This window comes from Ensifer sp. ENS02 (assembly GCF_014851885.1).
Classification (GTDB): domain Bacteria; phylum Pseudomonadota; class Alphaproteobacteria; order Rhizobiales; family Rhizobiaceae; genus Ensifer; species Ensifer adhaerens.
In genome coordinates, this window is sequence record NZ_JACVAO010000003.1 from 256,595 (window position 1) to 270,300 (window position 13,706).

Annotated in this window: 14 protein-coding genes; 9 read left to right on the plus strand and 5 right to left on the minus strand. The window is 63.4% G+C overall.

Annotated features, from left to right (window positions below; all coding sequences use genetic code 11):
- The first annotated feature begins 1 nt into the window (after nt 1).
- The 6 genes from IB262_RS08580 (at nt 2) to IB262_RS08605 (ending at nt 6,871) form a co-directional block, all read left to right on the plus strand.
- Nucleotides 2-1,006: an ABC transporter permease subunit gene (locus tag IB262_RS08580; RefSeq protein WP_226020646.1), complete on the plus strand. Its 1,005-nt coding sequence runs from the start codon at nt 2-4 to the stop codon at nt 1,004-1,006.
- Between the two features lie 10 nt (nt 1,007-1,016).
- Nucleotides 1,017-1,859, plus strand: a complete 843-nt coding sequence (gene ugpE, locus IB262_RS08585; protein WP_034804459.1) for a sn-glycerol-3-phosphate ABC transporter permease UgpE — start codon at nt 1,017-1,019, stop codon at nt 1,857-1,859.
- A gap of 66 nt (nt 1,860-1,925) precedes the next feature.
- Entirely contained in the window at nt 1,926-3,038 is a 1,113-nt protein-coding gene (locus tag IB262_RS08590) for a sn-glycerol-3-phosphate import ATP-binding protein UgpC (protein ID WP_034804456.1), read from the plus strand.
- A complete protein-coding gene (locus IB262_RS08595; protein WP_162731846.1) occupies nt 3,035-4,024 on the plus strand; it encodes an endonuclease in 990 nt (329 codons plus the stop codon). Before IB262_RS08590 ends, IB262_RS08595 begins: the two co-directional genes overlap by 4 nt.
- A gap of 149 nt (nt 4,025-4,173) precedes the next feature.
- On the plus strand, nt 4,174-5,121 hold the full coding sequence (gshB, locus tag IB262_RS08600) for a glutathione synthase (RefSeq protein ID WP_060519677.1): 948 nt from the start codon (nt 4,174-4,176) through the stop codon (nt 5,119-5,121).
- A gap of 217 nt (nt 5,122-5,338) precedes the next feature.
- Nucleotides 5,339-6,871 carry a YifB family Mg chelatase-like AAA ATPase gene (locus IB262_RS08605; protein WP_112974787.1) on the plus strand — a complete coding sequence of 511 codons (1,533 nt, stop codon included), beginning with the start codon at nt 5,339-5,341 and terminating at the stop codon, nt 6,869-6,871.
- A gap of 67 nt (nt 6,872-6,938) precedes the next feature.
- Here the strand turns inward: IB262_RS08605 and cysK are convergent, their stop codons facing one another.
- Together cysK and IB262_RS08615 are read right to left on the minus strand one after the other, a co-directional pair.
- Entirely contained in the window at nt 6,939-7,907 is a 969-nt protein-coding gene (gene cysK / locus IB262_RS08610; RefSeq protein WP_034797566.1) for a cysteine synthase A, read from the minus strand.
- A 137-nt stretch (nt 7,908-8,044) separates the two neighbouring features.
- Nucleotides 8,045-8,662, minus strand: a complete 618-nt coding sequence (locus IB262_RS08615) for a LysE family translocator (protein WP_060580631.1) — start codon at nt 8,660-8,662, stop codon at nt 8,045-8,047.
- Between the two features lie 174 nt (nt 8,663-8,836).
- Here IB262_RS08615 and IB262_RS08620 point away from each other — a divergent pair, with 174 nt between their 5' ends.
- Nucleotides 8,837-9,469 (plus strand): LysE family translocator, encoded by a 633-nt coding sequence (locus tag IB262_RS08620; protein ID WP_034797562.1) that lies wholly within the window; start codon nt 8,837-8,839, stop codon nt 9,467-9,469.
- A gap of 39 nt (nt 9,470-9,508) precedes the next feature.
- Here IB262_RS08620 and IB262_RS08625 read toward each other — a convergent pair whose 3' ends face one another.
- Both IB262_RS08625 and IB262_RS08630 read right to left on the minus strand, forming a co-directional pair.
- Nucleotides 9,509-9,814, minus strand: a complete 306-nt coding sequence (locus tag IB262_RS08625) for an NIPSNAP family protein (RefSeq protein WP_112974788.1) — start codon at nt 9,812-9,814, stop codon at nt 9,509-9,511.
- The gene (locus IB262_RS08630; RefSeq protein WP_192493514.1) at nt 9,811-10,728 is read right to left on the minus strand and encodes a DMT family transporter; all 918 of its coding nucleotides are present in this window, start codon (nt 10,726-10,728) and stop codon (nt 9,811-9,813) included. Before IB262_RS08630 ends, IB262_RS08625 begins: the two co-directional genes overlap by 4 nt.
- A gap of 130 nt (nt 10,729-10,858) precedes the next feature.
- On the opposite strand from IB262_RS08630, the gene IB262_RS08635 reads away from it, so the two are divergent.
- Complete coding sequence (locus IB262_RS08635; RefSeq protein WP_060519687.1) at nt 10,859-11,296, plus strand: Lrp/AsnC family transcriptional regulator; 438 nt, start codon at nt 10,859-10,861, stop codon at nt 11,294-11,296.
- Between the two features lie 203 nt (nt 11,297-11,499).
- Here IB262_RS08635 and dut read toward each other — a convergent pair whose 3' ends face one another.
- The gene (gene dut / locus IB262_RS08640; protein WP_034797555.1) at nt 11,500-11,973 is read right to left on the minus strand and encodes a dUTP diphosphatase; all 474 of its coding nucleotides are present in this window, start codon (nt 11,971-11,973) and stop codon (nt 11,500-11,502) included.
- 91 nt (nt 11,974-12,064) lie between these two features.
- Here dut and IB262_RS08645 point away from each other — a divergent pair, with 91 nt between their 5' ends.
- Entirely contained in the window at nt 12,065-13,648 is a 1,584-nt protein-coding gene (locus IB262_RS08645; protein ID WP_034797554.1) for a peptide chain release factor 3, read from the plus strand.
- The last annotated feature ends 58 nt before the right edge of the window (nt 13,649-13,706 follow it).

A 13,706-nucleotide genomic window follows, 5' to 3' on the forward strand; every position in this document is an offset into this window, starting at 1 on the left:
GATGTCGACCGCGACAGATCTCCTCCCCGCAGCGCGGGGAGGGACCGGAACAAAGACCGGGGGGCGTCGCTTCGGCGCCTTCCGGCTTTTCGGTGGCCAGTCGAATAGCGGAGGCGAAAGCGCTGCAAAGCGCGTGCAGTTCTCCTCGCCCTTCCTGCCATACCTCTTCCTCGCGCCGCAGCTCGCGATCATCTTCATCTTCTTCTACTGGCCGTCGGTTCAGGCGATCCAGTCGTCGTTCTATCTTGAAGACCCCTTCGGTTTCGGCTCGACCTTCGTCGGGATGACCAATTATACCGACGTGCTGAAATCAGGCGAATATCTCGGCATTGCCCGTTTCACCGCCGTTTTCACGGCGTTGGTCACCTTCTTTGCGCTGTCGATCGGGCTGCTGCTCGCCGTCAAGGCCGATGGCGTCATCCGCGGCAACGCCGCCTATAAGACGCTGCTGATCTGGGTCTATGCCATTGCCCCGCCGGTCGCAGGCCTCATCGGCATGATGTTCTTCGACCAGCATATCGGCCCGATCGTCGAGCTTGCGCGCTGGTTCGGCTGGGACATCAAGGTTGGTCTGAACTACTTCGACACCGCCTTTTCCATGGTGGTCGTCTCGGTCTGGAAACAGATCCCCTACAATTTCATCTTCTTCCTCTCAGGGCTCCAGGGTATTCCGGTCTCGGTGCGGGAAGCAGCGGCGATCGACTGCCGCTCCGGGTTCCGCCGTTTCTGGACGGTGATCCTGCCGCTGCTCGCGCCGACCGCCTTCTTCCTTCTGATCATTAACGTCACCTATGCGCTGTTCGACACCTTCGGCGTCATCGACGTGATGGTGAAGGACAAGGCTGCCAACAACCCGATCACCCTTGTCTACAAGGTCTACATGGACGGTTTCCGCGGCAACGATCTCGGCGGGTCCTCGGCCCAGTCAGTGATCCTGATGCTGATCGTCTTCGTGCTCACCATCTTCCAGTTCCGCTTCATCGAGCGGCGCGTGCATTACAACTGAGGTGGGGCCGATGTATCGCACCAAGATTTTCGACCACATCATCCTGCTCTTTGGCGTCTTCATCATGGTGGCGCCCGTCGTCGTCGCCTTCATGACCTCGACGCACGAGGCGGCCGACATTCACCGCAACGGTCTCAGCCTCAGCTGGGGCGGCCATTTCGTCGAGACCTACCAGACGGTACTGACGCGCGAGGGCGGCTTCACCGGCAAGATCACCGGCTTCAACATGATGCTGAACTCGATGATCCTCGGCCTGGGTTTCGCCGTCGGCAAGATCGTGCTGTCGATGCTGGCGGCCTATGCGCTCGTCTATTTCCGCTTTCCGCTCGCGACCTTCTTCTTCTGGGTGATCTTCACCACCCTGCTTCTGCCACTCGAAGTGCGCATCCTTCCTTCCTATGAAGTGATGAACACGCTGAAGCTGACCAACACCTATACCGGCCTGATCGTGCCGCTTCTCGCCTCGGCGACGGGCACCTTCTACTTCCGGCAGTTCTTCAAGTCGGTGCCGGACGAGTTGCTGGAGGCCGCGCGCATCGACGGCGCCGGACCCTTCAAGTTCTTCATCGACGTGCTGGTGCCGCTCTCGCGCACGATGATGGCGGCGATCTTCATCATCATGTTCGTCTACGGCTGGAACCAGTATCTCTGGCCCACACTGATGACCACCGACGAAGGCTTCTTCACCCTGGTGCGCGGCATCAAGCAGATCCTGCTCGTCTGGGTCGGCTCGAACATCCCCGACTATAACGAGGCCTTTGCGCTGGCGATTCTCGCCATGCTGCCGCCGGTCATGATCGTCGTGATCTTCCAGCGCTGGTTCATCAAGGGCCTGACGGAAAGCGACAAGTAAACGGGGTCGTGGCGGGACAAAAGTCCCGCCCGCTCCTGAAACGACATCAATCTTACGGAGGCAGCCATGGCGGCCATTACCATCGCCGAGGTCTCGAAGATCTATCACGGCAATGTCGAGGCGGTGAAATCCGTCTCGATCGATATCGAGGACGGCGAATTCATCGTGCTGGTCGGCCCGTCCGGCTGCGGCAAGTCCACGCTTCTGCGCATGGTCGCGGGGCTGGAGACGATTTCGAAGGGCACGGTGACGATCGGCTCACGCGTCATCAACGAGGTCGATCCGGCCGAGCGCGACATCGCCATGGTCTTCCAGAACTACGCGCTCTATCCGCACATGACCGTCTACGAAAACCTCGCTTACGGCCTGAAGAACCGCAAGACGCCGAAGGCCGAGATCGACGCCCGCGTCGCCGAAGCCGCTCGCATGCTGGAGATCGAGCCCTATCTTACCCGCAAGCCCCGTGCGCTCTCGGGCGGCCAGCGCCAGCGCGTCGCCATGGGCCGCGCCATCGTGCGCAAGCCGGCGGCCTTCCTCTTCGACGAGCCGCTCTCCAATCTCGACGCCAAGCTGCGCGTCTCCATGCGCGGCGAGATCAAACGCCTGCAGAAGCGCCTCGGCACGACCTCGCTCTACGTCACCCACGACCAGCTCGAGGCGATGACCCTTGCCGACCGTCTGGTGGTGCTGAATGGCGGTCGCATCGAACAGATCGGCCGTCCGCTCGACGTCTATCACCGCCCGGCCTCAACCTTCGTCGCCAGCTTCATCGGCTCGCCGGCGATGAACCTGATCAAGGGTGTGATCGAAGGCGGCAACCTGCAGATCGGTCTCTACAGGATCGCGCTTGGCGACCGTGCGCCGGTCGAAGGCCCGGTCACGGTTGGGCTTCGTGCCGAAGATCTCAAGCTCGCCGGCGTCGGCGAGGACGCCATGCTGTTCCAGGTCGACTATGTCGAGGAACTGGGCGCGCAGCGGCTCGTGCACGGCACCATCGAGAGCCAGGCGCTCACCATCGCGCTGTCTCCGGAGACGCCACTTTCGGGTGATCTTGCAGTGACGATCGCCGTCGACCGTCTGCACTTCTTCTCGACCGAGACCGGCAAGCGGCTGGAGCGCGGCACGTCGTTTGCCAATGAAGCGCCGGTTGCAGCGCCACGCCTGGAGACCGCATCGTGATCTCCAAGACCGTCGAGCAGCTTGCCGTTCCTTCGCTTGAAACCCGCGCCAGCTTTGCCGAGATCGTGCGCACCATTGCCGCCCATGACGCAGCCATGGCCGCACGGCCGGAGATGAACAGCGTCGAGGTCGGCGGCACACCGGCCTCCGATACGCCGCTCGCCTTCCCGTTCACCGTTGCTGCCTGGAACCTGGAGCGCTGCCTGTTTCCGGCCGAAAGCGCCGCCCATCTCGCCGCGACAAACGCGCCGGTCGTCCTCCTTTCAGAGATGGACAACGGCATGGCCCGCACCGGCCAGCGTCACCCGACCGCCGAAGTCGCCGAAACACTCGGCATGCACTATGCGTATGGCATCGAGTTCATCGAGATGGGGCTCGGCTCCGATACGGAGCGCGAATTCTGCGAGGACGAATTCAACGCCAAGGGGTTCCATGGCAATGCGGTGATGGCTGCGGTGCCGTTCTCCCGGCCCTTCATGTTGCGCCTATGGGGCGAACGCCTCTGGTTCACCGATGGCGAGCAGCCGCGCCTTGGCGAGCGCTGTGCGATCGGCGCCGTCATCGAGACGGAAGCCGGACCCTTCGTCGCCGTCTCCACCCATCTCGAGAGTGCGACGACTGCCGTCTACCGAGAGCGCCAGGTCAAGGAATTGATCGATGCGCTCGACGAGACTTTCCCCGGCCTGCCGGTGATGATCGGTGGCGATCTCAACACCGGCAACCATGCCGGCGGCGATTTCGAGGCCGAAGGGCTGTTTGCCATGAGCGCCATCAGAGGCTTTACCCGCCATGGCGGGCCGCTCGACGTGATGACCACGCGGCCGAGCCTGATCACCCGCTGGCCAGAGCGGGCGATGAAGCTCGACTGGTTCCTGTCGCGCGGGCTGAAGATCGGCGAGACCACGATCATTCCTTCGCTTGACGAAACCGGCCGACCGCTTTCGGATCACGATCTCATCACCTGCGTGATCGAAGGCTTCGAATAGGCTCGCCTCTCCTTGCCTAAGGCCCGCCCGCATTCTACATGTCGAGGGCTTTGCCAGTGCGGCAGAGGGCAGCGGTTTTCCCGTCCTCATTCGCTCCGGCGGTTTTGAAATCGATCACGGCTATCCGTGATCCATGAGGGAATGGGTAGATGGCGAAAATCGTCAATGTCGGGGTCCAGATGGACCATGTGTCGGGCATCAACATTGCGGGCGACTCCACCTTCGCCATGAGCCTCGAGGCACAGTCGCGCGGCTATCGCCTCTTCCACTATACGCCGGAAAAGCTGTCGCTGCGCGACGGCAAGGTCTATGCGAGCGTGCAGCCGATGACGCTGCGCGATGTCAAGGGCGACCACTTCACGCTTGGCGAAGCCGAGCGCGTGGATCTTTCGACCATGGACGTCATCCTGCTGCGCCAGGACCCGCCCTTCGACATGGCCTACATTACCTCGACGCACCTTTTGGAACGCCTGCATCCGAAGACGCTCGTCGTCAATGATCCCGCCTGGGTGCGCAATTCGCCGGAGAAGATCTTCGTCACCGAATTCGCCGACCTGATGCCGAAGACACTGATCACCCGCGACCCCGCTGAGATCGCCAGCTTCCGCCAGGAAATGGGCGACATCATCCTGAAGCCGCTCTACGGCAACGGCGGCGCCGGCGTGTTCCACTCGACCCGCGACGACCGCAACATGTCCTCTCTGCTCGAAATGTTCGGCCAGATGTTCCGCGAGCCCTTCATCGCCCAGGAATACCTGCCGGCGGTGCGCAAGGGCGACAAGCGCATCCTGCTCGTCGACGGCGAGCCGGTCGGCGCCATCAACCGCGTTCCGGCAGACCACGACGCCCGCTCCAACATGCATGCTGGTGGCCGGCCTGAGCCGACCGAACTGACGGCGCGTGAGAAGGAAATCTGCACCCGCATCGCGCCTGCGTTGAAGGAGCGCGGCTTCCTCTTCGTCGGCATCGACGTTATCGGCGACTACATGACCGAGATCAACGTGACGTCGCCGACCGGCATCCGCGAAGTGAAGAAGTTCGGCGGCGCCGATGTCGCGAGCCTGCTGTGGGATGCGATCGAGCGCAAGCGCGCCTGATCAAGATCTCGGCCTAGGATCTATCTCGGGTCGATGGCGCATGCCGCGGGCCTACGCCCGCGGCCGTTTGCCGAAACGTCCCGGGTACAGGCCCGCGCCTCCTCAAATGTTCCGTTATTGTTCTTGTTTTTGTGCGCGATCCGTGCAAGTCTTCTGCCTGCAACCCTGGGCGGTTGTGGCGCCCGATAACTGGGCTGCCTGGGCGAGGGGGGCAAGCATGGTCGCGCGCGTCAGCACGGTCGCATTTCAGGGTATCGAGGGTCTGCCTGTCGATGTGCAGGTGATGGTCGCGCCGGGCAAGGTCGGCATGCAGATCGTCGGCCTGCCGGACAAGGCCGTCGCCGAAAGCCGCGAGCGGGTGCAGGCCGCCCTTCATGCTTCAGGTCTGGCGCTGCCGGCCAAGCGCGTGACCGTCAATCTTGCGCCCGCTGACCTTCCCAAGGAAGGCAGCCACTTCGACCTGGCGATCGCACTCGGCCTGATGGCAGCCCTCGGCGCCATTCCCGGCGATGCTTTGGCGCCTTATGTGGTGATCGGTGAGCTCAATCTCGATGGCACCATTGCTGCCGTTGCCGGCGCGCTCCCCGCCGCGATCGGCGCCAATGCGCTCGGCAAGGGGCTGATCTGCCCGGCCGAAAGCGGACCCGAGGCGGCCTGGGCCGGGGCCGAGATCGACATTCTGGCGCCCCGCAGCCTGATCGCAATCGCCAACCATTTCCGCGGTACGCAGGTGCTTTCGCGACCCGAGGCCGCGATCCGCTCAGGCGCATCTAACCTGCCCGCTCTCGCCGATATCAAGGGTCAGGAAAGCGCCAAGCGGGCGCTCGAAGTGGCGGCCGCCGGCAACCACAATCTGCTGATGGTCGGCCCGCCCGGCTCGGGCAAGTCGATGCTCGCTGCCCGCCTGCCGTCGATCCTGCCGCCGCTCAACCCGGCCGAGCTCCTCGAAGTGTCGATGATCCATTCGATCGCCGGGCAGCTTCCAGGCGGCAAGCTCTCGGACCGGCGGCCGTTCCGCACGCCGCATCATTCCGCGACGATGGCCGCCATGGTTGGTGGCGGCTTGCGTGCCAAGCCCGGCGAGGCGTCGCTTGCGCACAACGGCGTACTGTTTCTCGACGAGTTTCCGGAATTCTCGCCGCAGGTGCTCGACGCGCTGCGCCAGCCGCTTGAAACCGCCGAATGCATCATCGCCCGCGCCAACCACCGCGTCAGCTATCCCGCCGCGATCCAGCTTGTCGCGGCCATGAACCCCTGTCGCTGCGGCATGGCCGGCGAACCCGGCCGCAGCTGCGCCCGTGGACCGCGCTGCATGTCCGACTATCAGGCGCGCATTTCTGGTCCGCTGATGGACCGCATCGATATCCGCATCGACGTGCCGGCCGTCAGCGCCGCCGATCTCCTGAAGCCGGCCGCAGCCGAAAGCAGTGAGGTCGTTGCCCGTCGCGTCGCCCGTGCCCGGGCGCTGCAGATCGATCGTTTCGCCGCCCTCGGACATCCAGAGCTGACAAGCAATGCCCGCGCGTCAACCTCGATGATCGAGAAGATCGCAGCACCCGATGCGGCCGGCCTGCAGCTTCTCCGGGACGCCGCCGAAAAGATGAAATTCTCCGCCCGCGGCTATCACCGGGTGCTGAAGGTGGCGCGCACGCTTGCGGACCTCGATGGTGCGTCGACGGTCGGCCGAATCCATCTCGCCGAGGCGATTTCCTATCGGATCGCCGGGGAACGCTTGCCCGTCGCCGCATAGCGGCGTGCCTGGAAAAAAAAGGGCGCCTCGTGGGCGCCCTTTCCGATCAGAAGTTATCCCAGCCTGATCAGCCGCCCAGGCCATCGAACAGCACCGTCGAGAGGTAGCGTTCGGCAAAGGACGGGATGATGACGACGATGGTCTTGCCGGCATTTTCCTCGCGCTGGCCGACCTCGATTGCCGCGGTTAGAGCGGCACCGGCGGAGATGCCGACCGGGACGCCTTCGAGCTTGGCGACAAGGCGGGCGGCCTCGATCGCTTCCGCGCTGTTGACCGTGACGATCTCGTCATAGACCGTGGTGTCGAGGATCGCCGGCGCAAAGCCTGCGCCGATGCCCTGGATCTTGTGCGGCCCGGGATTGCCACCGGACAGAACCGGAGATTCCTCCGGCTCGACGGCGATTACCTTGATCGAAGGCTTGCGCGCCTTCAGCACCTGGCCGGCGCCGGTAATCGTGCCGCCGGTGCCGATGCCGGAGACGAAAATGTCGACAGCGCCGTCCGTGTCGTTCCAGATTTCTTCGGCCGTCGTCTTGCGGTGAATTTCCGGGTTGGCCGGGTTTTCGAACTGCTGTGGGATGATGGCGTCCGGCAGTGTCTCGACCAGTTCCTGCGCCTTGGCGATCGCGCCCTTCATGCCCTTGGCGCCCTCGGTCAGCACCAGCTCGGCGCCGAGCAGCGCCAGCATCTTGCGCCGCTCGACCGACATGGTCTCCGGCATCGTCAGGATCAGCTTGTAGCCCTTGGCGGCCGCGACGAAGGCGAGCGCGATGCCGGTATTGCCGGAGGTCGGCTCCACCAGCGTCGTGCGGCCGGGCGTAATCTTGCCCTGCGCTTCCAGGCTCTCGATCATCGCCACACCGATACGGTCCTTGACCGAGGCGATCGGGTTGAAGAATTCGAGCTTGGCGAGCAGGTTCGCCTTGACGCCCTTTTCCTTGGCAAGCTTGTCCAGCCGCACGATGGGCGTGTCGCCGATCGTTTCCGTGATCGAGGAGTAGACGCGGCCGCGGCCGGGCTTGCGTGTGTCGGACATGGGTTTCTCCCTTGGGCGTAAATTGTCGAGCTATGAGAATAGGAACAATGATCGCGCAATTCCAGAACGACAAACACCGCGCGGCGATCCGCCGAAGGAAAAACCACTGGCGAAGTCGTTGTTCGGGAAAAGTTTTTTCAGCTGGCGCGAACCGCGATATAGGCCGCCGTGCCGGCAAGCACGCTGGCCGCAACCCGGTTCAGCGCTTTCAGGGCCTTCGGTTGCTTGAGCAGCAGACGCGCTCGCGATGCGAGCAGCATATAGGGTACGAGAACGCTCAAGAGCACCAGAAAGGTGGCGGTCAGGAGCAGGCCGTAGTCGCCGGGTCCGATCGCCCGAATGTCGATCAGCGTCGGCACGAGCGCCACGTAAAACAGCATCGTCTTCGGATTGCCGAGCGTGATCAGCAGGCCGGACAGAAAGGACATGGCCGCACTCGTCGACGGCTTCGCCTTGATGTCCTCCGGCAGCAGCCCTGCGCTCCACAGCTTCCACGCGATGTAGCCGAGGTAGAGGACGCCGGCAAACTTCACCACCAGGAAGGCTGTGGTGAAGGTCTGGGCAATCAGCGCCAGCCCGAGGATGACCGCGGTTAGATAGATCATGTCGCCGAGCGCGATGCCGAGGCCCATGAAGAAGGTCTCGCGGAAACCGGAGCCGAGCGCGCGCGCAACCAGCGCCGTCACGCCGGGGCCTGGAATGGCCGCGGCGATGAAGAGCGCGCCGCTATAGGCGATGAGGGCCGCGAGCGTCATGGAACGTCCTTCCGAAGATGATGCCGATTTCTACCTCAAGCGACTGAAAAAGGAAATCACCGAACAGCGACCGGCGGGCGTCCGCTGAAGAAATTGACCGGGTGACAAGTCTGGCGTTGTCCGCTGGTGCGAAATGCGTAGAGCTTGGCGAAAACGAGCGAAAGGCGCCTCTCCATGCCCGAGTTGAAGGATATGATCGGCTTTGCCCTCCTGGCCCTTGGCATGGTGCTGACGCCAGGCCCGAACATGATCTACCTGATCTCGCGCTCGATCAGCCAGGGGCCGGGCGCAGGCTTGATTTCGCTCGGCGGCGTGGCGCTCGGCTTCGTCGTCTATATGGTCTCGGCGGCACTCGGTATCACAGCGCTGCTTCTGGCCGTGCCGCTCGCCTATGATGCGCTTCGCATCGCCGGTGCAGCCTACCTTCTCTATCTCGCCTGGCAGGCGGTCAGGCCCGGTGGACGCTCGCCCTTTCAGGTCAAGAACCTGCCGAAGGATGGGCCGAAGAAGCTGTTCGTCATGGGCTTCCTGACCAGCCTGCTCAATCCCAAGGTAGCGGTGCTCTATCTCTCGTTGCTGCCGCAGTTCATTCGGCCGGAGCTCGGCAACGTGCTCGGCCAGTCGCTGGTCTTCGGCTCGATCCAGATCGCGACCAGCGTCACCGTCAACGCCATGATCGCGCTCGCCGCCAGCGGCATCGCCGCTTTTCTTGCCGGGCGGCCGTTGTTCATGGTGGTGCAGCGCTGGGCGATGGGGACGGCGCTCTTCGGCTTCGCGCTGAGCATGGCCTCGGAAGCGCGGCGCTAACGCGCGCTTGCCGATGCCGCCCTCGACTCCGGAGCTGGCTTACTCGAAAACCGGCCGCATGAAGCTGCGCTCGTAGCTGAGGATGCAACGCGTCTTCTCGGCATAGGCGAAGGCGTCCTGGCATTCCGGATCCGCGGCCATTTCCCGGCGGTAGTTTTCATAGTCGGCAAGGGTCGGAAAGCTGAAGAGAGCCAGGGCGATGTTGTTCGCCCCTTCATGCGGCAGGAAGTAGCCGTGATGCGTGCCGCCCAGCCGATTGACGAGCGGGATCCAGAGCTTGGCGTAATGTTCGAACTCGGCCGCCTTGTAGGGGTCGATAGTATATTTCAGGTAGCAGGTGATCATGCAGTTCTCCCTTCGCGTTCCCGCTTCTTGATAGAAGAGGGAAGGCGAAGTTTCCAGCCGAGAGTCATGCCGGCGGCGGCAACGAGGATCGCGACGGAGCCGGCGATCTGGATCGGCTGCAACTGGTGCCCGAAGGCGAGGCGGTCCACCACAATGGCGGCAATCGGATAGATGAAGGAAAGCGCCCCGGTCATGTGCGTCGGCAGCCGCTGGATCGCGCCGTAGAGCATCACATACATCAGCCCGGTGTGGATGACGCCGAGGGTCAGGACGATCGACCATTGCGTTGCACCTGACGGGGCGGGTGCGGCAAGCGCCATCGGTGCCAGCATCACGGTGCCGGTGATCACCTGGATCAGCGCAATCAGATGCGGCGGCGTGCCCTTGAGCAGCTTGGTCGCAATCGCCGCGATCGCGTAGAAGAAGGCAGCGCCGATCGAAAGGGCCACGCCGATCAGATAATCTTCAGGCGCGAAGCCTTGGCCAGGCTTGGCCGAAATGATCGCGAGCATGCCGGCAAACGACACCAGGAGCCAGAAGATCTTGGTGACGGTGATCTTTTCGCCGAGGAACACGGCGCCGAGGCCCAAGAGCATGAAGGGCTGGGTGTTGTAGACCATCGTCGCGATCGAGATCGATGCGTGGGAATAGGCGGCGAAAAGCAGCAGCCAGTTGACCACGATCGCGATGCCGCCGATGACCGAACGCAGCAGCATCCGTCGGCTGAAGTGGCGACGGTCGAGAAGTCCGAGCGCCCAGGCAATGGCAACGAGCGTTATGGCCCCGAAGACGCAGCGCCAGAACACCACGCTCGTCACCGGCTGCCCCGACATCAGCACGAACCAGCCGATGGTGCCGGATATCAGCATCGCTGCCGTCATCTCGATGCTGCCGCGTTTGAGCTCGGTATTCATGATTTCTGCTCCTATTGGTGATCGCAGAATAGCCGGTGCTCATGGCCTTTCCCATAGATTAACGAAGGCAATTGTGCTAGGTTGCCTAATTATCGAAGTTCTGTTTGTTGTTGTGACTTATGGTGTCGTGATGCTGGACGAGATTGACCGACGAATCCTCGACATACTGGCCGCCAATGCCCGGGTGTCGCTGAAGGAGCTCGCGCAGGAGGCTGGGCTCTCCTCGCCGAGCGCTGCGGATAGGCTCCGCAAGCTGGAAGAGCGCGGTGTCCTCGACGGTTTCACCATCGCCCTCAACCCCGCCAAAGTCGGCTACCCGCTGCAGGCGGTCATCCGCGTGCGGCCGATGCCGGGCATGCTGCACATCGTCGAGAGGCTGATCCAGGAAACGCCGGAATTCGTCGAATGCGACAAGGTTACAGGCGACGACTGCTTCATCGCCAAGCTCTACGTGCGTGACATGGCGCAGCTCGACACGATCCTCGACCGGATCGCCGAGAAGGCGCAGACCAACACCTCGATTGTCAAGTCGACACCGGTCAAGCGCCGCCTGCCGCCTTTGATTTAAAGCAATCCCAGGAAGAGTGCGAAGCGGTTTTCCGTCCGGAATTGCGCATGCGAGAGCAATCCCAGGAAAAGTGCATAGCGGTTTTCCGTCCGAGATTGCGTAAGTGGGAGCAATTCCAGGAACAGTGGGATGCGGTTTTCCGTTCGGGATTACGGCCTAAAAGCCAATTCCGGGAAAAGTGCGAAGCGGTAGCCGTCGCTCGATCAGACGCCGGTCGAGCCGAAGCCGCCGGCGCCGCGTGCCGTCTCGCTTGCGCCGTCGGCCTCGCGAACCGTGACCTGCGTGACCGGTGCGATCACCATCTGGGCGATGCGCATGCCGCGCTCGATGATGAACTCCTCGTCGCCGAGATTGACGAGCAGCACCTTCACTTCACCGCGATAGTCGCTGTCGATCGTACCGGGCGTGTTGAGGCAGGTGATGCCGTGCTTGAAGGCGAGGCCGGAGCGCGGGCGGATCTGCGCCTCGTAGCCGGCGGGCACTTCGAAAATGAAGCCGGTCGGAACGAGGGCGCGCTTGCCGGGGGTGAGCATCAGCGGGCGATCGGCGGGGACGCCCGCGCGCAAATCCATGCCGGCGGCGCCTGCGGTCTCGTAGGCCGGAAGCTCCAGGCCTTCGCCGTGCGGCAGACGAACGAGGTTGAGGGTCGGGCGGGATAGGGAAGTGTGCGTGCTCATGCCCGCATAAGCCGGGCCACGGGCGCCTCGGTCAATTGCATAATCGGGGCCGAGCCTGTAAAGGACGCGGCAACTCACAGGATTTTACGACATGGCTGAAACTCTCGCCGAGGCGGTCTCCCGCCGCCGCACATTTGCGATTATCGCCCACCCGGACGCCGGTAAGACCACGCTCACGGAAAAGTTGCTGCTGTTCGGCGGTGCCATCCAGCTCGCCGGTGAGGTCAAGGCCAAGAAGGACCGCATCCAGACCCGTTCGGACTGGATGAAGATCGAGCGCGAGCGCGGCATCTCGGTCGTCACCTCGGTGATGACCTTCGAGTATGGCGGCAACGTCTTCAACATTCTTGATACGCCCGGTCACGAAGACTTCGCCGATGACACCTATCGCACGCTGACGGCGGTGGATGCGGCCGTCATGGTCATCGACGCCGCCAAGGGTATCGAACCGCGCACGCTAAAGCTCTTCGAAGTCTGCCGCATGCGCGACATCCCGATCATCACCTTCGTCAACAAGATGGACCGCGAGAGCCGCGATCCCTTCGAGATCCTGGATGAGGTCGAGGAGAAGCTGGCGCTCGACTGCGCGCCGGTGACCTGGCCGATCGGCCGCTCGAAGACTTTCTGCGGGTCCTACAACCTCGCCGACAACACCGTGCGCGGTTCGGACACGCAGGAAATCCCGACCAAGGTCAACGGCCCGGAAATGGCCTCCCATCGCCTGCCGGAAAACGAGCGCGACGCCTTTACCGAAGAGCTGATGCTGGCGATCGAGGCCTGCAAGCCCTTCGACAAGAAGGCCTTCCTCGAAGGCCACCTGACCCCGGTCTTTTTCGGCTCGGCGCTGCGCAACTTCGGTGTGCGCGATCTCATCAATGCGCTTGGCGACATCGCCCCGCCGCCGCGCGACCAGGTCGCGGATATCCGCACGGTGCATGCGACCGACGACAAGATGACGGCCTTCGTCTTCAAGATCCAGGCCAACATGGACCCGAACCATCGCGACCGCATCGCCTTTGCCCGCGTCTGCTCCGGCAAGCTCGAGCGCGGCATGAAGGCACGCCTGTCGCGCACCGGCAAGCAGCTTGGCCTCAGCGCCCCGCAGTTCTTCTTCGCCTCGCAGCGCCAGCTCGCCGACACGGCTTACGCCGGCGACGTCGTCGGCATCCCGAACCACGGCACGCTCCGTATCGGCGACACGCTGACGGAGGGTGAGCCGCTGGTGTTCCAGGGCGTGCCGAACTTCTCGCCGGAAATCCTGCGCCGCGTGCGGCTCGAGGATGCGATGAAGGCGAAGAAGCTGAAAGAGGCGCTGCAGCAGATGGCGGAAGAAGGCGTCGTGCAGCTCTTCTCGCCGGAAGACGGCTCGCCGGCGATCGTCGGCGTCGTCGGCGCGCTGCAGCTCGACGTGTTGAAGGAGCGCCTCAGCGCCGAATACGGCCTGCCGGTCTCCTTCGAAATGTCGCGCTTTTCCGTTTGCCGCTGGATTTCGTCCGATCAGCCGGCCGAACTCGACAAGTTCGTCACCGCGCGCCGCGGCGACATCGCCCGCGATCTCGACGGCGACCCGGTGTTCCTGGCGCAGGACAGCTTCTCGCTGCGCTACGAAGCCGAGCGCTATCCGGCGATCAAGATGGTCGCGATCAAGGAATATCACGTCGCCAAGGCGGCCTGATTGTCCTGTGTCCGGCCGGTGCCTAGGCATCGGCCGGTCTCGCGGCGCCCAAGCGCCG